Genomic DNA, 17,486 nt, shown 5'->3' on the forward strand with positions numbered 1-17,486 from the left:
TGATCTAGCTCAGAGTACCGGCGGCTTGCTCCCTGGCGCCAGACGAGAGGCTGTGGCCTGCCACGACCTTCTGCTGCGACGTCATTGCGCAGACCGGCCCTTCACCAACAGACAGGTTGGCGGAGTTGGACGCGCCTTCGCGTGGCCGAACATAGCTGTCGATGTCACAACACGTACTTCGGGAGAGGCCCTCGCCGATCTGCCTTCATTGGATATTGAAGAGCGCCCCCGGGCATTCGTTGGTTACGGTCGTTGCCACGAGCTGGGCGATGGGCGAGGTCGGCTTCGGGACTGCGACGATCTTCCAACGTCCCTGCTTGTTGAGCCAGAACCGCCCCGTCGTGGTCGCGATGCGACGATCGGTGTATTTCTTCGTCGAAATCAAGGGGACCTTCGACTTCGGCGCGGGAACTTCCTTCCAGCCGTCGAACGAATAGAACTCCTGGAAGAAATAGTGCCACTCGATTTTCTGGAATTCATGGTGCGAAACGACGACCCGGACGAGTGAGCTTCCCGTAAGCCATTCCGAACCCATCGGGTCGGGTTCGACCTGCAAACATCTCGTGTGTAGCGGCTCCTGGACCTGAAGCAAATTCACTCGCTGACTTTGCGTAAGCATCGCCGAGGTCACCGGCTGCCCCACATTGGGGTCGTTGGCGGGTCCGGAGCAAATCGGCACCGTCGGCGGGCCTTGCCCGGTCCATGGGTTATTGCTGCAATAGATGTAGCGTGACCATGACGACCAGCCGCCGATTGATGCCTTTTCCTCCGCTTTGCCCGTCTCGCGGTCCCAAACACTACTGTACTTGATCGTCTTGCTCGGGGGGCACGCCGTGATGGCAGGGCCAGTCCACCAATGCGTGGTTTCGAACTCATAGATGGATTGGCTCGGATACGGGTACAGCACTACTTTGGCGCTGGTCAGCGCGTGGTGCGGCTGGCAGTCCACACCCTTGGTATCGATCCAGCAGAAGATCTTGAAGTTATCGCTTGGCCAGCAACCTGCATACGCCGAGGAGGACCCCAGAACGGCGAGCACGAGAGTCAGCGCGGAAAGACAAGCACGCACGGTCAATCCTCTCGATTTGCATCTTCTCGTTGAGCTTGCCTGATTTCGTCGCGACCACCTTGATTGAGATCAACGCGTTGATCCCGGCGACGCAGCACCAGCATCTGCAGGATTTCCGCGCAGCTCTCCCAAAAGAGGGTGCGTCATGTGTTCGTCGATACGTCGATTGACAATCTCAATGCTCTCGCGCACAATTTTGACAGGTCGATACCGCCTGCCGCTTGCACCCTTCGGGGTATGGTGAAGTGTATCGGATCGCCGCACGCTCCCTTTGCTCGAGCGAACGGGTCAGTAACGCAAGCCCTGACACTCTCCGTTCGCATTGCAAGGGAAACTGCACATGCGCGATTTCCGCGACGCCAAAGCCATGGCGCAAACACTCCGCGACGCCCTCGGCACCCGATCCGTCTCGCTCAAGGTCAGTGAGAGCCTGGAGCTCATCGCGAAGATCCTGGGCTTGCCCGACTGGAACGTGTTGGCGGCCAAGATCCGATCCGCAGGCCGCGGCCAGGACAGGAGCATGACTGACGGTATCGAAGACGCAGAGCAGGTGATCGAGCTTTCGCCCGAGGTGCTGGACCGCTACGCCGGCACGTATCAATTCCACAATGCCGTGTTCACCGTCAGCCGCGACGACGACCAGCTATCGGCGCGACTGAGCGGACAGGCCGCGGCCCGATGTCATGCTGTGAGCGAAACGGAGTTCGTGGCGAGGGAGATCGGGGCGAGGCTTCGGTTCATGCTCGGCGCAAACGGCGTTCCGACGGCCGTGGTGCTGAACCAGCGTGGCAACGCCCACAACATGCAACGCATCGACCCGGGCGCGGCGCGGGAGCTGCAGCGTGCGATCGAAGATCGCATGAAGAACCGCTCCGCCAGTCCGGGGACCGAGGCCGCCCTTCGCCGTCTCATCGAGGGCGTCGCCGCCGGCAATCCCGACTATGCGGAGATGAGTGCGGATCTGGCCGACGCCACCCGCAAGCAATTGCCGCTGCTGCAACCAGGCCTTGCCGAGCTGGGCCCGATCGAATCGATCGAATTCCTCGGCGTGGGACCGCAAGGGCAGGACGTCTATTCGGTCTGGCATCAGGGCGGCGCATCGCACTGGCAGATCATGCTGGACCGCGGCGGCACGATCATCTCGGCGTTTGTGACCCCGGGACCGTGAGATGGGGCGAGGCGGCAGAACCGGACGGGCGATGCCGCAGCAGTCCGTCTACGCTCTTCGAGCTACGCCGGACACGCTGAGAGGGGTGGATCGTGGCTTGCCCAGCCGTAGCTGGCTTCGGCGCGGCATCCTTCTCTCGCTATCGCGAGCGAAGGATGGTGGGCACGACAGGGATCGAACCTGTGACCCCTACCATGTCAAGGTAGTGCTCTCCCGCTGAGCTACGTGCCCTAAAAGTCCACTTGGGTGGGGTCCCTATAACGGCTCAGGGGACCCGGCGCAAGGACGGAACGGGGCCGATTTAGGCCGCCAGCATCTTGTTCACTTCGCTGACCAATTCGCGCAGGTGCACGGGCTTGGACAGCACCTTGGCGTTCTTGGGAGCGTCCGAATCCGAGTTCAGGGCGACTGCGGCAAAGCCGGTGATGAACATGATCTTGATGTCGGGGTCGAGTTCCGAAGCCCGGCGGGCGAGCTCGATGCCGTCCATCTCCGGCATCACGATGTCGGTCAGCAGCATCTCGAACGGCTCTTCCCGCAGCCGCTGATAGGCGGCCATGCCGTTGTCATGGGACGAGACCTGAAAACCGGCGTTTTCCAGCGCCTTGACCAGGAAACGGCGCATGTCGTTGTCGTCTTCGGCGAGCAGGATCTTTGGCATGGCAGGAATCGTCGCATCCCCAGAGGATATCAGCAGAGGTCACTAAGCCCGACAGAGGGTAAATTTGGGGTGAAAATCTTTACCCTGGGCCGGCTGCGCTGCCGCACTCTTGTGAACCGGAAAGCGGCTCGAATCAATCGAGCCGCGCCGCGGCGTCCCCGCTTCCCTGCCCGCACGGTTAAGACGTGTTCCAATGGACCGATACATCTTTTCACTTGGCAGAATGGTTGCGATTCCGGACAATGACGACACATAAGAGCCGCATCCATCGGCCGAATCAATGCGGTCTGGCTCCCTGCCAGATCCCGGCGCGAAGGGACGAAGCCTGAGAAGATGACCCGGTTTGACGGCGAGACGTCGCCAGCCTTCGAGATCGTGGAGCCCGCGCAATGGCGCGCGCCCGTCATCTTCAACTCGCCCCATTCCGGCTCGACCTATCCGGACGAATTCCTCGCGGCGTCAAGGATCGACCTGCTGACGCTGCGCCGGTCCGAAGATTCCTTCATGGACGAGCTGATCGGCCACTTGAGCGAGCGCGGTTTTCCGACCGTCAGGGTCAACTTTCCCCGCTCCTATGTCGACGTCAATCGCGAGCCCTATGAGCTCGACCCGCGCATGTTCACCGGGCGGCTGCCGAGCTTCGCAAACACCCGCTCGATGCGGGTCGCCGGCGGCCTCGGCACCATTCCGCGTGTGGTCGGCGACGGCCAGGAGATCTACCGCGACCGCATTCTCGTCGACGACGCACTGGGGCGGATCGAGACGCTGTACAAGCCTTACCATCGCGCGCTGCGCCGGCTGATCAACAAGGTGCACCAGATGTTCGGCACCGTGGTGCTGGTCGACTGCCACTCGATGCCCTCGGTCGGCGTGGCCCGCGACGAGCCGCGCCGGCCCGACGTCGTGATCGGCGACCGCTACGGCACGAGCTGCACGCCGCTTCTGCCCGACCGGGTCGAGGAGACCCTGACCGGCCTCGGTTATTCGATCGGCCGCAACAAGCCCTATGCCGGTGGCTTCATCACCGAGCATTACGGCAATCCGGCGAGCGGCCTGCATGCGGTGCAGCTCGAGCTCAACCGCGCAATCTACATGGACGAGCGGCGGCGCGAGCGCGGTCCACGCTTTGCGCAAGTGGCGACCGATTTCGGCGTTCTTGCCGACGTGCTGGCGACCACGATTCCGTTCGGCGATCTCGGCCCGTTCCAGGCGGCGGCGGAATAGTCGCCGGCTTCTCTCTTCAACGACGATATCCTGAGCGCGATCGCGTTTTCGCTTCGCAAGCTTGCGCGCCCAAAACGAAAATGGCGGCGGCAAGAAAAAAGGGCCGCTCGCGAATGACGCAAGCGGCCCAAGTCTAGGGAGGAAACGCCCAAGGAGGGCAGCGGTAACGCCAAGCGCTACCGCACCGCAACAATATGCGACCGCGCCGCACAAAGTGCAAGGACTTTCGAGCCATTTCCCATGCAATACGCACATGGCTCAGTTGCTTCCAGGGAAACCCAGATTCAGTTTCTTTGATAAGTAATTTCAATGGGTTAATAGATGTTTGCATACCAACGAGGCAGCGACGGAACTAAGTTTTCAACGTTGTGATCGATATTTGCCCAGGAGATGACTGAGGAACGCGGCGCGCTGCTGCATCCAAAATACCAGGGTGCAAAACCAAGACAGCGCTGCCCGCGGGAGGCGAATTGAGCTAGGCAGGAGGCGAGCTTCATCCAACTTTCGCTTCGAGGACTTGGCCTGTGACGGTGATCGACTTCTCCGCCTTCATCGGACGGCTCGCCACCGCCTCCGGCGAAACCATCCTGCCGTTCTTCCGCACCTCGCTGTCGATCGACGACAAGAGCAAGACCAAGGATTTCGATCCGGTCACCGAAGCCGACCGCGCCGCCGAGGCGGTGATGCGCCGGCTGATCAAGGCCAATTTCCCCCAGCACGGCATCGTCGGCGAGGAATTCGGCAACGAGCGCGAGGACGCCGACTACGTCTGGGTGCTCGATCCCATCGACGGCACCAAATCCTTCATCGGCGGCTTTCCAATCTGGGGGACGCTGATCGCGCTGCTGCACAAGGGCGCGCCGGTGTTCGGCATGATGCATCAGCCCTTCATCGGCGAGCGCTTCTCCGGCGACAACGGCTCGGCCAATTACAAGGGACCCTCCGGCGAGCGCCGGCTCCAGGTCCGCCGCTGCGCCTCGCTCGCGGAAGCGACGTCCTACACCACGAGCCCCCTGCTGATGAACGAGAGCGACCGGGCCATCTTCGGCCGCATCGAAAAGGGCGCGCGGCTGTCGCGCTATGGCGGCGACTGCTATTCCTATTGCATGCTGGCCGCAGGTCACGTCGACCTCGTGGTCGAGACCGAGCTGAAGCCGTACGATATCGCGGCGCTGATCCCGATCGTGACCGGCGCCGGCGGCGTCGTCACCACCTGGGAAGGCGGGCCGGCCCAGGGCGGCGGCCGGATCATCGCGGCCGGCGACGCCAGGGTCCACGAAGAAGCGCTGAAGCTCTTGAACCAGTAGCGAGCGGGCTTAGGGCTTGCATCACCGACGCCGGAGCGGAGACGGCGCGTTAGGTGGTTCTCATCCTCCCCTGGAGGGGCAGGGTAATCGCATACGAGTGATTTCGCTTGTGGCCATCCTTCGAGACGCCCGCCGTTGGCGGGCCCTCAGGATGAGGACCGAGTGCGTGGCGCTGGTTTCAGCGGGTTCTGATGCCGCTTGGCCTCATCCTGAGGAGACAGCCACCGGGTCCGCGCGAAGCGCGGCCCGATGACAGGCTCCGCTGTCGTCTCGAAGGACGAGGCGCGCGCTCAGCTCGCGCAAAGAGCCATATGCAATAGCCCTGCCCTCCAGGGGAGGGTGAGCGCCGCCTCACACCGCCTCTGCCCTCAAATGCTCCACCAGCATCTTCGCCGGCCGAGGCAGCGCCTTGAAGCTGCGCGCGCAGATCACCAAGCGGCGGTTGGCGAAGGCATCGCGCAGCCGAACAACCGCGAGCGGCATCAGCTTGGCGCAGCGACGGGCGGCGGCCTCGGGCACGAGGGCGACCCCGACCTCGGCCGCCACCATCTGGCAGATCGCGTCGAAATCACGCAGCCGCGCGCGGAAATGCGGGCGCATGCCGAGACGCGCGGCATGCTTCGAAATGTGCATCTGCAACGCGGTGGCGCTGGTCAGCCCGACGAAATCGCAGGCTCCCGCCTCCTGAAAATCGATCTGGCGCCGGCCGGCGAACGGGCCGCGGCGCGCAGTCACCAGCGTCAGGCGGTCTTCGCTGAACACGAAGCGCTCGATATGGTCGGGCAGCGCGTGCTCGGCGGCGAAGCCGAGATCGGCCGCGCCCGCGGTGATCGCAGCCGCGATGTCGGTGCTCTCGCGCTCCTCGATGTCGACGGCGACGTCGCGATGCTCGCGCAGGAAGCCGGCCAACGCCTTGGGCAGATGCTGGGACAGGCCCGAGGTGTTGGCGAGAAAGTGCACGCTGGCACGCACGCCGGAGGCAAAGCCGGCGAGATCGCCGCGCATGGCCTCGATCTGGTGGATGACGAGCCTGGCATGATCGAGCAGGCTCTCGCCGGCCACGGTCAACTCGACGCCCCGGCGGCCACGCTTGAGCAGCGCGACGCCGAGCGCGTCCTCGAGCCCCTTGATGCGCGCGCTGGCCGAGGCCAGGGCCAGATGCGAGCGTTCCGCGCCCCGGGTGATGCTGCGCTGGTCGGCGACCGCGATGAAGAGCTGAAGGTCGATGAGGTCGAAGCGCATGGCAGGTCTCCCAGCCTTCGCTTCCAGCGAAGGCTGCCTCCGTAACCTCCAGATTGTGCGCCGGCGCGGCTTCGGTCAATGTGCCCAAATGATCGACCCGCTCCTCATCCTCATCGCTGGCGTCTTCCTGATCGCCGGATTCGTCAAGGGCGTGATCGGTCTCGGCCTGCCGACGGTGTCCATGGGCCTGCTTGCGGTGAGCATGACACCGAGCCGCGCCATTGCCATCGTGATCGTGCCCGCCATCGTCACCAACATCTGGCAGACCTTCGTCGGCCCGTATTTGCGCGACATCCTGCGGCGGCTGTGGCCGCTGATGCTCGGCACCGTGATCGGCTGCTGGCTCAATGCCGGCGCGCTGACCGGCCCGCATGCGCGCTACGGCACGATCGTGCTCGGCGTCCTGCTCGTCGTCTATGCGGTGATCGGCCTGAACAAATTCAAGTTCCACGTCGCGCCCAGGAACGAGAAATGGGTCGGCGGCGTGGTCGGTGTCGTCACCGGCGTGATCTCGGCCTCGACCGGAGTCCAGGTGATCCCCTCGATGCCGTTCATGCAGGCCATCGGCATGGAAAAGGACGAGCTGGTGCAGGCGCTCGGCGTGTTCTTCACGACGGCGACGCTCGCGCTCGCCTTCAACCTCACCGCCGTTGGGCTGTTGACGCCGAGCAATGCCGTGCCGGGCGCCGTGGGCCTCGCCATGGCCTTTGCCGGGATGTTCGTCGGCCAGTCGGTGCGGGCGCGGATGCCGGCCGAGTCGTTCCGTCGCTGGTTCCTGATCGCGATGATTTTGCTCGGCTTTTATCTGGCCGGCAGCGCGCTGGCCAACGAGCTCGCCTGAACCTACGATTTCGGCTCGTAGCCGGGCACCCATTTCTCGTGCTGGGGCAGATCGTCCTGGATCGTCCACCATGGCGCGCGCGAGGAGGTGAAAACGTGCAGGCGAGGCCTGACTTGCGGATCGTCATCGAGCAGGCCAGCAGGAATGCTGATGGTCGGAAGATAGCTCGCCTTGCCCGGCGTCGGGCAACCGCAGGTCTTGCAGCGATGGCGGAAACTGCCCGGCGAGGATTCGTAAGCCCCGGTCGCGTCCTCACCCGCGACGAAACGAAACTTGTCGGCATCGACATGGGCGTAGGTCGCGAAGGCGGCGCCGGCCAGCTTGCGGCAAATGGCGCAATGGCAGTGCGTCAGTGCACGCACCTGATCGATCTCGAAACGCACGGCACCGCACAGGCAGCTTCCACGAATCATCGAAACCTCCCGAGATGCGGCCCCGATCGGGCCGCATCGCATCCGTTCGAACGAGTTACCGGCTCTCCAGCATGGCGACGCGGATGCCGAGATAGATGAACAGGCCGCCGAGCGCGCGGTTGACCCAGGCGATCGCGCCCTCGGACTGGCGCAGCCGGTGGGCGGCTTTCGCCGCGAACGCCGCCAGCACCAGGCACCACAGCGTTCCCGTAAAGATGAAGATCAGGCCGAGCGTCAGGAAGGCGAGCGGCTTGTGCGGCGCATCGGCTGCGACGAATTGCGGCAGGAAGGCCAGGAAGAACAGCGCGACCTTGGGATTGAGCGCGTTGGTGAAGACGCCCTGGAGGAAGACCCGCCGCAGCGAGCTGCGCACCGGCTCGTCGATCGCCGCCGCCAGCACCGGATGCGCCCACAGCATCTGAAGCCCGGTCAGGACGAGATAGGCCGCACCGACCAGCTTCAGGATCGAGAACGCGGTCGACGAGGCCATCAGCAGGGCCGAAAGGCCGATCGCCGCGGCCGCAACATGGACGAAACAGCCGCAACTGATGCCGAAGGCGGCAGCGGCGCCGCCCCGCCAGCCCATCTGCATGCTGCGGCCGATGACGTAGACCGAATCGGGCCCGGGCGTGACGTTGAGCAGCACCCCCGACAGGATGAACAGCCAGATCTCGTGAATGCCCAGCATGCGAAGTGTCCCTGCCGCCGTCCGGGCGGTCGCCACCACTTAGTCGGTTCGTCCCGCGCCGTCCACCGCCGGAACTGCGTGGGATTTACCTCGAATTTGCAATGCGGATCCTACTATCGCCCGGCTGCATCTGCTCTATAAAGGCAGGGTTCTTGAAATGCGGGATTCGAGGCGACTGCCACGCCGTGGCCGGTCTGCCCTCCCTTGGAGCTGCGAGAATATGGAAAGACGTCTGGCTGCCATTGTCTGCGCCGATGTCGCCGGCTATTCGCGCATGATGGGCAGCGACGAGGCTGGTACCCATGCTGCCTTCAAGGCCCATCGTGCCGCGATCCATCCCATCATCCTCAATCACGGCGGCCGCGTCGTGAAGAACACCGGCGACGGCTTCCTGCTGGAATTCGCCTCCATCGTCGGCGCCACCGAGGCCGCGATCGCGATGCAGACGTTGATGGCGGAGCGCAACCATCATCTGCCCGCCGACCGCGCCATGCAGTTCCGCCTCGGCATCCACATGGGCGACGTCATCGCCGACGACGACGAGGTGTTCGGCGACGATGTCAACATCGCCGTCCGCCTGGAATCGGTGGCGAGCCCCGGCGGCTTCGCCATCTCGGCCAAGGCCTTCCGCGAGGCCAGCAAGCATCTTACCGTGCCGCTGGTCGATGCCGGCAACCACCGCTTCAAGAACATCAAGGATCCGATCGGCGTCTTTACCTGGACGCCCGAGGGCGCGCCGGCGCTCGCCCCCGAGCTCCGCGAAGCATCCGCCCTCTCGCAGCAGTACCGCACGGCGATCGTCGGCGTGCTGCCCTTCGCCAATCTCAGCGACGCCCAGGACGAATATTTCTCGGACGGCCTCACCGAGGATCTGATCCACGCATTGTCGCTGCAATCCTTCTATCGCGTGCTGAGCCGCAACTCGACCTTCGCTTTCAAGGGCAAGAACACCAGCACGCGCCTGATCGCGCGCGAGATCGACGCCACCTATCTGATCCAAGGCTCGGTGCGTCGCGCCGGCGCCAAGATCCGCGTCACCGCCGAGCTGATCGCGCCGGAGACCGGCGAGCAGCTCTGGACCGGGCGCTACGACCGCGACATCGGCGACTTCTTCGCGATGCAGGACGAGATCACCACCAACCTGTCCGCCGCCATCGCCACCGAGATCGTCCGGGCCGAAGCTTCCGCGCCGGCGCGCCTGTCGACGGATGTGACCGCCTGGGACCGTTTTCTCAAGGGATTGTCGCACTATTACCGGCTGACCAAGGAAGACTCGGCCGCCGCCATCGACCTGTTTCGCGAGGCCATCCGCCTCGATCCCAAACTGTCGATCGCGCACGCTTATCTCGCCACGATCCAGATCCAGAGCATCCAGTTCGGCTGGGTCAAGGGCACCCGGGAGATGTGGGCGGAGGCGATGAATCTCGCCGAAACCAGCGTCCGGCTCGATCCGCGCTCCTCCTTCGCGTTCTCGATCCTGTCCTGGGTCCACGCCATGGAGGGCCATTACGAGGCCGCGATGGACGCCGCCAAGCGTGCCGTCGCTCTGAACCCCTACGACAACGGTGCACGCGGCGTGCTCGGCATCTGCCATTTCGTCATCGGCGAGCACCGCGAGGCGATCGAGCTGTTTTCAATGGCGTCGCAACGCGACAACAGCGACCCACGCTACCAATGGGCGACGCTGAACGCCTTCAGCCACTATCTGTTGCGCCAGTATGACGCGACCCTGTCATGGGCGCGTGAGCAGCTCTACATCAACCCCAACCACATGCAGGCGCTGGCGATTCGTGCCGCCGCGTTGGCGCAACTGGGGCGAAGCGACGAGGCGAGCGAAGCCGCCCACGTGCTGATGAGCAACTACCCAACCCTCAACGTCGACCGCCACCTGCGCAATTTCCATTGGAAGAAGCCCGAACATCTCGCCCATTATCGCGAGGGCCTGCTGAAGGCCGGCGTGCCGCTCGGCAAGCTGACCCTGGTGCAGAGCGACGTCAAACGCGCCGCCGAGTCCTGACGGGCGCCAGGGGACACCCATTCCGGTCCTTGGCGGCCTCACGCCTGCTCTTATTGACACGACAGTGAAATCGGCCACACTTCGTCACACGCTGAAGTAGTATATTGTGCTGTCGGTTTGTTAGGACTTTCCGCGCTTGATCGGCGCGCCATTTCACGATTCGCTGTTTTCAGGATTTGGGCCATGCACGATCCCGCCTCGAAGCCTCCCTTCGATCCCTCGATCCCGGTGTCGCCGAACAATCCATGCCCGTTCCTGCGCGGCCTCGTCGGCGAAGGTTTCGTCGAGGGCGGCACTGTCCCGCTCGGCAAGCTCTCGGAGACGATCGCGAATGCGACCGGCGAGACCGGACTGAAGAAAGCCTCTGCCCGCCTCCAGGTCCGCGGCGTTGCGCTGATCGCCAACGGCTTCAAGCACATCCTGAAGAGCATCTTCTCGGGCGCGCAGCTCGACGCGCTGCGCGGCGGTCCGCTGGACAAGCACGGCGCCGGCTCGCGCATCCTCGGCGTCGACGGCAAGGTCAACGAGGGCGAGATTACGCGGCTCGCGAGCTTCGGCCGGACTTACACCGATCCAAACGGCGGCTCCGAGCTCGGCCTCAACGCCTCGGATATCAAGCTCTTCATGCGGGACAATCTCAAGCGCGCCGGCAGCGCTGCGCGCTGGTACTACCCGCTGCTGATGAAGTTCGAATGGCCGATCCTCCTGAAGATCATCGGCAAGGGGACAGGCGAGAATCGCTATCTCAGCGTCGCCGACGTGCGCACGCTGTTCAACGAGCGCCAATTCCCTGCGCGCATCAACCAGCTTCTGGTCCCGCCGGTGCTGTCGACCTGCCAGCGCGTGGTGCGGGGCGCCCTCAAGCTGGCGGCCGTGCTGATTGCCATTGGTCTCGTCGCCCTCGTCGCGGTCGCCGAATTCCCCAACCAGGTCCGCGCCATGCTGCCCCAGAAGGGCATCCTCGTGAACCTTCTGCCGCCGCCTTTGCCTGCAGTCCCGGAAACGAAGGCCGCCTTCTGGCTCGAGCAAAACTGGTCGCTGAAGGACCGGCACTGGTTCCATCATGCCAGTCAGGGCACCGCGACCTTTCCGGTTCCCTATGAGTGGTTCGTGGCGCTGGAACAGCCGCGCCTGCACCTGTTTTCGAAGCCGGGCCTGATGAAGGACAGCGGCTATCTCGAAGGCTTCGGCTTCATTCCGAGTCCGCAGTCGATCCAGACCGACACGACGACATTGCGCCGCTTCGGCTACGCCAATGTCTACGAGACGACGCAGGTGCCGGACTGGTCGACCAGGTGGACGCCGGCGGAGAACGTCGACGGCCTGCCGGTCGGCTTCGCGCGGATGACCGGCGTCGTCGATCCCGCGACCGGCCGCCGCGAGGACGACATGATCGGGCTGACCTGCGCGGCCTGCCACACCGGCCAGATCCATTACCAGGGCGTGGACGTCCGCTTCGACGGCGGCCCGGCCATGACCGACCTGAAGAAGCTGGAGCTCTCCACCGGCCTGTCGATCGCTTATACGCTGTACGTCCCATTCCGCTTCCAGCGCTTCGCCGATCGCGTGCTCGGCCCCAACGCCAGCAAGACGGACCGCGCCGCCCTCAAGCAGAAGCTCAGCGCGATCGGGACGTTCCTGATCGACTGGCAAAAGACCTACGAGGCGACGATCGAGGGCAAGAAGACCTGGGACGGCAAGGAGCAGCAAGACACCGTCGAAGGGTTCGGCCGCCTCGATGCCCTCAACCGCATCGGCAACCAGGTCTTCTCCCAGGATCTGGCACTGAGCGGGGTCAAGGGCTTCGAGAAGAACCTGCACGCCCAGGACGCCCCGGTCAGCTACCCCGCGATCTGGACCGTGCCCTGGTTCAAGTTCGCCCAGTACGACGCCTCGATCGAGCAGCCGTTGATCCGCAACGCCGGCGAAGCGCTCGGCGTGACCGCGCTGCTCAACCTGTCCGACGCTTATCCGGAGGAGAGGATTTGGCGCTCCTCGGTGAACATCAGGACGCTCGGCTGGATCGAGGACATGCTGAGGGGCCCCGATCCGTTCAAATCGCCCGGGCCCAACAAGACGTTCGGCGGTCTGCTCGCGCCGCAATGGCCGTCACAGATCCTCGGTGACGCCTGGAGGATCGATCAGAAGAAGGCCGACAACGGCCGCAAGATCTACGAGGAGATGTGTTCCGGATGTCACCTTCCGGCCGTCAACACCGACGCTTTCTGGTCATCGAAGCACTGGGAGCCGAGCGGCGACAGCAAGGTCCTGAACGCGGTGACGATTCCACTCAAAGAGATCAACACGGATCCCGAGCAGTCCCTGATTCTCAGCAACAGGATCGTCGACGTGCCCGGCTTCCTGAAGGTGAACACGGCCGACCTCCAGACATGGTGGCAATGCGAGGTCCCGACCGCGAGCAAATCGCCCAACGAGATGGTCTATGCGCTCGGCCTCATGACGGTGGTCGACCTCGTCGCCCGCAAATGGATGGACGACGAGAAGGTCTCGGACGCCGAGCGGGCGAGATTGTGGAATCTGGCGCGCAAGAACTGTCTCAATCCGGCGCCCGATCCGCGCTATCGCGCGCGGCCGCTGAACGGCATCTGGGCCACGGCTCCCTATCTGCACAACGGCTCGGTGCCCTCGCTGTACTGGCTGCTGAAGCCGGCAAGCGAGCGCCCGACCAGGTTCTGCATGGGCCGCCGCGACTATGATCCCGTGACCGTCGGCTTTGCGGTCACCGCAAACGAAACGTGCAAGACGGGTGAAACGGAGTTCTCTGCGACGGGATCCGATGGCAAGCCGATCCAGGGCAACAGCGTGCTCGGCCATTCCTTCGAGCGCAAGGACGGCGAGCCGAAACGGCCGGGCGTCATCGGCCGCGCATTCAAGGACGACGCCGAGCGCTACGACCTGATCGAGTATCTGAAGACGCTGTAGTTGATCGTCACCTCTCCCCGCCTGCGGGGAGAGGTCGAATTCGATCGCAGATCGAATTCGGGTGAGGGGGTACAGGTCTTTCGACGATCTCACGTGTGGAGAGAGGCCCCTCACCCCAACCCTCTCCCCGTAAGAACGGGGCGAGGGAGCGCACCGCCTTCGCGGGACTATCTCACTTGAACAGCGGCGTGCCCGGCACGAAGGCGTCGAAGGCGGCCCAGAACTGCGAGCGGTAGCGATCCTGCTCCTGCAGGATCTCGTGCTTGGCGCCGGCGATCACGAGATGGGATCCGGCGCGCAGATGATAGGCGAACTCCTCGATCGCCGCGGTCGAGACCACGGTGTCGTTGGAGGCCGCCAGCATCAGGATCGGCTGCCGGATCTCGGAGGGATAGCTGGCGCGCTTGAAAGTCTGCATGGCGCGGAAGGCGGTATCGGCCCAGGCCACGGTCGGCGACGCCAGGCCGAGCGTCGGATCCTCCTCCAGGATCGCGGCATTGCGGGCGTAGCGCACGGGATCGCTGGTCACGGGGTTGTTGATGAAGGGGTCGAGCCCGGTGAGGTGGTCGCTGCCGCCGGGGACATAGCGGCCGCCCTGTCCGAGCAGGCGCATCGTCTTCAGCAGCGCCCGCACCGGAAACGAGGTGGTGCGGCCGGGCAGGTCGATCATCGGAGCCGACAGCACCATGCGGTCGAACCAGCGCTTGCCCGCATGCGCCACCCGCAGCATCACCGTGCCGCCCATGGAATGGGCCAGCGCGAAGAAGGGCGGCGGGCAATCCGGCAGCACCACCTGCTGCACGAAGGCCTCGACGTCGATCTCGAAGTCGGCGAAATCGCGCACATAGCCCTTGCGCGGGTCGCGCAGGCGGCGCGAGGAATGGCCCTGCCCGCGCCAGTCGATCATCGCCACCGCAAAGCCGCGGTCGCGCAGGTCGCGCACGGTCTCGAAATATTTCTCGATCTGCTCGCTGCGCCCGGTGAAGACGCAGACCGTGCCCTTGCGGTTCGCCGGCGGGGCCCAGCGTGCGAAGCGCAGCTCGACGCCATCGGGAGTCTTGATGGTGCCGCTGACGACGTTTTCGGGGACGGGATTGGACGGGATCGAGACCAGCGTCATGTTTGGAGGTGCTTGGGCGCGAAGTGCTGCAAATCAAGGGGCCAAAGCGCCGAAAAGGCGCAAATGCCGCCCTCTTGAACGCCGTCTCGTTCCACCCATATCACCTTCGTGCAGGCCGCTACCAGTGTTTCGGAACCGGAACATCAGGCTGCACACAGATGAAAGCCCGGCCCGATTGGCGGGCGGGTTACCCAACAGTCGCTCTATGGAGGACTTGACCATGCGTAGCTACGATCTCACCCCGTTCTATCGTTCCACCGTCGGCTTCGACCGCCTCTTCAACCTGCTCGACCAGGCCGGTTCGGACGGCAGCAGCCCCGGCTATCCCCCCTACAACATCGAGCGCACCGGCGAGAACGCCTACCGCATCACCGTTGCGGTTTCGGGTTTCGCCAAGGACGAGCTCTCCATCGTCGCGAAGGAAAACACGCTGACGATCAAGGGCGAAAAGGTCGCCAACGAGAACAGCAAGAACGAAGTGCTCTACCGCGGCATCGCCGCGCGTGCCTTCGAGCGCGCCTTCCAGCTCGCCGACTTCGTGCAGGTGAAGGACGCCTCGCTCGAGAACGGGCTGCTTCACGTCGACCTCGTCCGCGAGATTCCCGAGGCGAAGAAGCCGCGACAGATCGCGATCAACACCGGCGCCCCGAAGGCGCAGGTGATCGAGAACTCGGCCGCGCAAGCCGCCGCGTAAATCGCGCGTCACTTCCAGGTTACGAAACGCCCCGGTGCCCCGGGGCGTTTTATTTTGCGCTGCATCACAGAGCGGTGAGGACGCGTAACGCGGCCGCCGCGCGCTCCGTCCTTTGGATATCGACACCAAAACAAGACGGAGAACGATCATGTCACTTTGGCGCAGCCTTTTCGTCGCCGCGAGCCTTTTGGCGGCTCCCCTCAGCCTTGCGCAGGCGCAAACACCGCAAACCGTGAAGGCCAAGAACGTCGTGCTGGTGCACGGTGCCTGGGCCGACGGCTCCAGCTGGTCGGAGGTGATCCCAATCCTCCAGGCCGCTGGCCTGCACGTGACCGCGGTCCAGAATCCGCTGTCGTCGCTCAGCGACTCCGTCGAGGCGACCAAGCGCGCGCTGGCCGAGCAGGATGGTCCCACGGTGCTGGTCGCGCATTCCTGGGGCGGCACCGTGATCAGCCAGGTCGGCACCGATCCGAAAGTGACTGGCCTCGTCTATGTCGCCGCCCGCGCGCCCGATGCGAACGAGGATTTCGTCGCGCTGTCGAAGCAGTTTCCGACCGGCCCGGTGCGCGCCGGCATCGTCGAGCGCGATGGCTATACAAAGCTTTCGGAAGACGCCTTCCTGAAGTACTTTGCCAATGGCGTGAAGCCGGAGCAGGCCAAGGAGCTCTACGCCGTGCAATGGCCGACCGCGGCCTCGATCTTCGCCGGCCGCACCACGGAAGCGGCGTGGCGCAGCAAGCCGAGCTGGTACGCGGTGTCGAAGAACGACTACACCATCAATCCCGATCTCGAGCGCTTCCTCGCCAAGCGCATGAACGCCACCACGATCGAGCTCGACGCCGGCCATCTCTCGCTGGTGTCGCATCCGAAGCAGGTGGCCAATCTGATCCTGGAAGCGGCGGGATATCCGCGGAGCTGAGGTGAGGCCGCCTTTATGCCGAAGCGCCCGAAATTTTCGGGCGCTTTTTGTTTTGCTCAATCTCTCCCGGTGTCGTCCCCGCGAACGCGGGGATGACACCGTTGGTGTGGCTGGTGCCGTCGCGCCAGACTCGCAGCGCTAATCCAGCCCTTGCGCGGCTGGCATCTCCTGCGTGGGCAGGATCGCCGGGGCTGGCTTGGCTTGGCCGACAGTCGGCGCGGCGGCTTCCGGTGCGGCCGCGACTGGCTTTGCTTGCACGACAGCGGTCTGCTGTGCGGGGGCCTGCGGCGCGCGAGCCTGCTGCGTCGCGGGCTCGGCCGCCTTGGCGACGGCCGCCGGCGTCTCGCCGCGTCGTGGGGCGGCCTTGGGCAGCGGCACGGTGCGAGATGCCACATGCGGGATCGCGGCCGGCGGGCGCGGCGGGCCGCTGCGGACCATGGTTGGCGGCGGCAGCGCGGTTTGCGGCCCGTAAGGGGCGACCGCGCGTTCTTCATCGACGGGCGCCATGCCGTAGGCGTCAGTGGCCGGCAGGAAGCGGATGATCCGGCCATCGCGGGCGTCGATCACCAGCCGGCCATCCTCGCCGCGGCGGTCGATCACCGCGATCGTGTAGACGCTGCCGCGCAGGCGCGGGATGCCGAGCGGCGAGAAGCCGTTGTCGCGCAGGACCGCATAGACCTCGGTGGCCGGCAACAGCGCAGGCGCCGGGCCGCGGTCCTCATAGCCATACCCGTAGCCGTAACGCGGGGGTGGCGCGGCTTCGCCCGGCTCGTACGGTCCGTCGAAATCCGACACCGCGATATAGCCCCCGCCCCCGATACCGACGGCTGGAACCTGGGCCCGAGCGGTGGTTGCGGCCAGCACCAGCGCGGCAGCGGCCACACATCCTGTGAAAAACTTCATGGTCGATACGCTCCTGTCAGACCCCCGGATGCCTCGCGCTCTTTCGCTTCTGACGGCCTGGCGCTCGGTTCGAAGGGCCAAGGCGAAGCTTCATTGAGGATTCCGGCGTCTACAGGGCCGGATCAGGGCGCGTTCCCTTCAAAACCGCGGCTGCGCAACTATTGGAAAGCGATTGATCGACTTGAGGGGAATCGGGACTTCCGCACGCTTGTGTGCTAGACCAAAATTTGGCAAGGTGATGGTTAGGACAGGAAGACTGTCTCAATTTTGCTCGCGA

The 17,486-nt window shown here is 64.5% G+C and carries 15 protein-coding genes and 1 tRNA gene; 8 read left to right on the forward strand and 8 right to left on the reverse strand.

Features of this window, described 5'->3' with window-relative positions:
* Nucleotides 1–205: 205 nt before the first annotated feature.
* Nucleotides 206–1,069 (reverse strand): hypothetical protein, encoded by an 864-nt coding sequence (locus WI560_RS28610; protein ID WP_375308933.1) that lies wholly within the window; start codon nucleotides 1,067–1,069, stop codon nucleotides 206–208.
* 340 nt (nucleotides 1,070–1,409) lie between these two features.
* Here WI560_RS28610 and WI560_RS28615 point away from each other — a divergent pair, with 340 nt between their 5' ends.
* On the forward strand, nucleotides 1,410–2,237 hold the full coding sequence (locus WI560_RS28615) for a glyoxalase superfamily protein (protein WP_375305857.1): 828 nt from the start codon (nucleotides 1,410–1,412) through the stop codon (nucleotides 2,235–2,237).
* A 156-nt stretch (nucleotides 2,238–2,393) separates the two neighbouring features.
* Here WI560_RS28615 and WI560_RS28620 read toward each other — a convergent pair.
* A tRNA-Val gene (locus WI560_RS28620) sits at nucleotides 2,394–2,468 on the reverse strand.
* 70 nt (nucleotides 2,469–2,538) lie between these two features.
* Nucleotides 2,539–2,898 (reverse strand): cell cycle two-component system response regulator CpdR, encoded by a 360-nt coding sequence (gene cpdR, locus WI560_RS28625; protein WP_007597092.1) that lies wholly within the window; start codon nucleotides 2,896–2,898, stop codon nucleotides 2,539–2,541.
* Between the two features lie 333 nt (nucleotides 2,899–3,231).
* On the opposite strand from cpdR, the gene WI560_RS28630 reads away from it, so the two are divergent.
* Nucleotides 3,232–4,122 (forward strand): N-formylglutamate amidohydrolase, encoded by an 891-nt coding sequence (locus WI560_RS28630; protein WP_028134240.1) that lies wholly within the window; start codon nucleotides 3,232–3,234, stop codon nucleotides 4,120–4,122.
* 524 nt (nucleotides 4,123–4,646) lie between these two features.
* Nucleotides 4,647–5,429, forward strand: coding sequence for a histidinol-phosphatase (hisN, locus tag WI560_RS28635; protein WP_375305858.1), 783 nt, complete (start codon nucleotides 4,647–4,649; stop codon nucleotides 5,427–5,429).
* Nucleotides 5,430–5,780: 351 nt separating this feature from the next.
* Here hisN and WI560_RS28640 read toward each other — a convergent pair whose 3' ends face one another.
* Complete coding sequence (locus tag WI560_RS28640) at nucleotides 5,781–6,671, reverse strand: LysR substrate-binding domain-containing protein (RefSeq protein ID WP_375305859.1); 891 nt, start codon at nucleotides 6,669–6,671, stop codon at nucleotides 5,781–5,783.
* An 88-nt stretch (nucleotides 6,672–6,759) separates the two neighbouring features.
* Between WI560_RS28640 and WI560_RS28645 the strand changes: the two genes are divergently transcribed.
* Entirely contained in the window at nucleotides 6,760–7,512 is a 753-nt protein-coding gene (locus WI560_RS28645) for a sulfite exporter TauE/SafE family protein (protein ID WP_375305860.1), read from the forward strand.
* Nucleotides 7,513–7,514: 2 nt separating this feature from the next.
* Here WI560_RS28645 and WI560_RS28650 read toward each other — a convergent pair whose 3' ends face one another.
* Complete coding sequence (locus WI560_RS28650) at nucleotides 7,515–7,925, reverse strand: GFA family protein (protein WP_375305861.1); 411 nt, start codon at nucleotides 7,923–7,925, stop codon at nucleotides 7,515–7,517.
* A 55-nt stretch (nucleotides 7,926–7,980) separates the two neighbouring features.
* Nucleotides 7,981–8,613: a LysE family translocator gene (locus WI560_RS28655; protein WP_375305862.1), complete on the reverse strand. Its 633-nt coding sequence runs from the start codon at nucleotides 8,611–8,613 to the stop codon at nucleotides 7,981–7,983.
* A gap of 220 nt (nucleotides 8,614–8,833) precedes the next feature.
* Here WI560_RS28655 and WI560_RS28660 point away from each other — a divergent pair, with 220 nt between their 5' ends.
* Nucleotides 8,834–10,630, forward strand: a complete 1,797-nt coding sequence (locus tag WI560_RS28660) for an adenylate/guanylate cyclase domain-containing protein (RefSeq protein ID WP_375305863.1) — start codon at nucleotides 8,834–8,836, stop codon at nucleotides 10,628–10,630.
* A 183-nt stretch (nucleotides 10,631–10,813) separates the two neighbouring features.
* Entirely contained in the window at nucleotides 10,814–13,573 is a 2,760-nt protein-coding gene (locus tag WI560_RS28665; RefSeq protein WP_375305864.1) for a di-heme-cytochrome C peroxidase, read from the forward strand.
* 172 nt (nucleotides 13,574–13,745) lie between these two features.
* Here the strand turns inward: WI560_RS28665 and WI560_RS28670 are convergent, their stop codons facing one another.
* Nucleotides 13,746–14,693: an alpha/beta hydrolase gene (locus tag WI560_RS28670; protein WP_375305865.1), complete on the reverse strand. Its 948-nt coding sequence runs from the start codon at nucleotides 14,691–14,693 to the stop codon at nucleotides 13,746–13,748.
* Nucleotides 14,694–14,913: 220 nt separating this feature from the next.
* Between WI560_RS28670 and WI560_RS28675 the strand changes: the two genes are divergently transcribed.
* Together WI560_RS28675 and WI560_RS28680 are read left to right on the forward strand one after the other, a co-directional pair.
* Nucleotides 14,914–15,387: an Hsp20 family protein gene (locus WI560_RS28675; RefSeq protein WP_375157368.1), complete on the forward strand. Its 474-nt coding sequence runs from the start codon at nucleotides 14,914–14,916 to the stop codon at nucleotides 15,385–15,387.
* Between the two features lie 148 nt (nucleotides 15,388–15,535).
* The gene (locus tag WI560_RS28680; protein ID WP_375305866.1) at nucleotides 15,536–16,306 is read left to right on the forward strand and encodes an alpha/beta fold hydrolase; all 771 of its coding nucleotides are present in this window, start codon (nucleotides 15,536–15,538) and stop codon (nucleotides 16,304–16,306) included.
* Between the two features lie 138 nt (nucleotides 16,307–16,444).
* Here WI560_RS28680 and WI560_RS28685 read toward each other — a convergent pair whose 3' ends face one another.
* A complete protein-coding gene (locus tag WI560_RS28685) occupies nucleotides 16,445–17,209 on the reverse strand; it encodes a hypothetical protein (RefSeq protein ID WP_375305867.1) in 765 nt (254 codons plus the stop codon).
* Nucleotides 17,210–17,486: the final 277 nt, after the last annotated feature.

The organism is Bradyrhizobium sp. A11, assembly GCF_042077125.1.
Classification (GTDB): domain Bacteria; phylum Pseudomonadota; class Alphaproteobacteria; order Rhizobiales; family Xanthobacteraceae; genus Bradyrhizobium; species Bradyrhizobium japonicum_B.

Bases quoted from the DNA above. Each gene is read 5' to 3' on its own strand.
- WI560_RS28650 (WP_375305861.1), bottom strand. From the start codon at position 7,925: ATGATTCGTGGAAGCTGCCTGTGCGGTGCCGTGCGTTTCGAGATCGAT.
- WI560_RS28655 (WP_375305862.1), bottom strand. From the start codon at position 8,613: ATGCTGGGCATTCACGAGATCTGGCTGTTCATCCTGTCGGGGGTGCTG.
- WI560_RS28675 (WP_375157368.1), top strand. From the start codon at position 14,914: ATGCGTAGCTACGATCTCACCCCGTTCTATCGTTCCACCGTCGGCTTC.
- WI560_RS28660 (WP_375305863.1), top strand. From the start codon at position 8,834: ATGGAAAGACGTCTGGCTGCCATTGTCTGCGCCGATGTCGCCGGCTAT.
- WI560_RS28615 (WP_375305857.1), top strand. From the start codon at position 1,410: ATGCGCGATTTCCGCGACGCCAAAGCCATGGCGCAAACACTCCGCGAC.
- WI560_RS28685 (WP_375305867.1), bottom strand. From the start codon at position 17,209: ATGAAGTTTTTCACAGGATGTGTGGCCGCTGCCGCGCTGGTGCTGGCC.
- WI560_RS28665 (WP_375305864.1), top strand. From the start codon at position 10,814: ATGCACGATCCCGCCTCGAAGCCTCCCTTCGATCCCTCGATCCCGGTG.
- cpdR (WP_007597092.1), bottom strand. From the start codon at position 2,898: ATGCCAAAGATCCTGCTCGCCGAAGACGACAACGACATGCGCCGTTTC.
- WI560_RS28640 (WP_375305859.1), bottom strand. From the start codon at position 6,671: ATGCGCTTCGACCTCATCGACCTTCAGCTCTTCATCGCGGTCGCCGAC.
- WI560_RS28670 (WP_375305865.1), bottom strand. From the start codon at position 14,693: ATGACGCTGGTCTCGATCCCGTCCAATCCCGTCCCCGAAAACGTCGTC.
- WI560_RS28680 (WP_375305866.1), top strand. From the start codon at position 15,536: ATGTCACTTTGGCGCAGCCTTTTCGTCGCCGCGAGCCTTTTGGCGGCT.
- WI560_RS28630 (WP_028134240.1), top strand. From the start codon at position 3,232: ATGACCCGGTTTGACGGCGAGACGTCGCCAGCCTTCGAGATCGTGGAG.
- WI560_RS28645 (WP_375305860.1), top strand. From the start codon at position 6,760: ATGATCGACCCGCTCCTCATCCTCATCGCTGGCGTCTTCCTGATCGCC.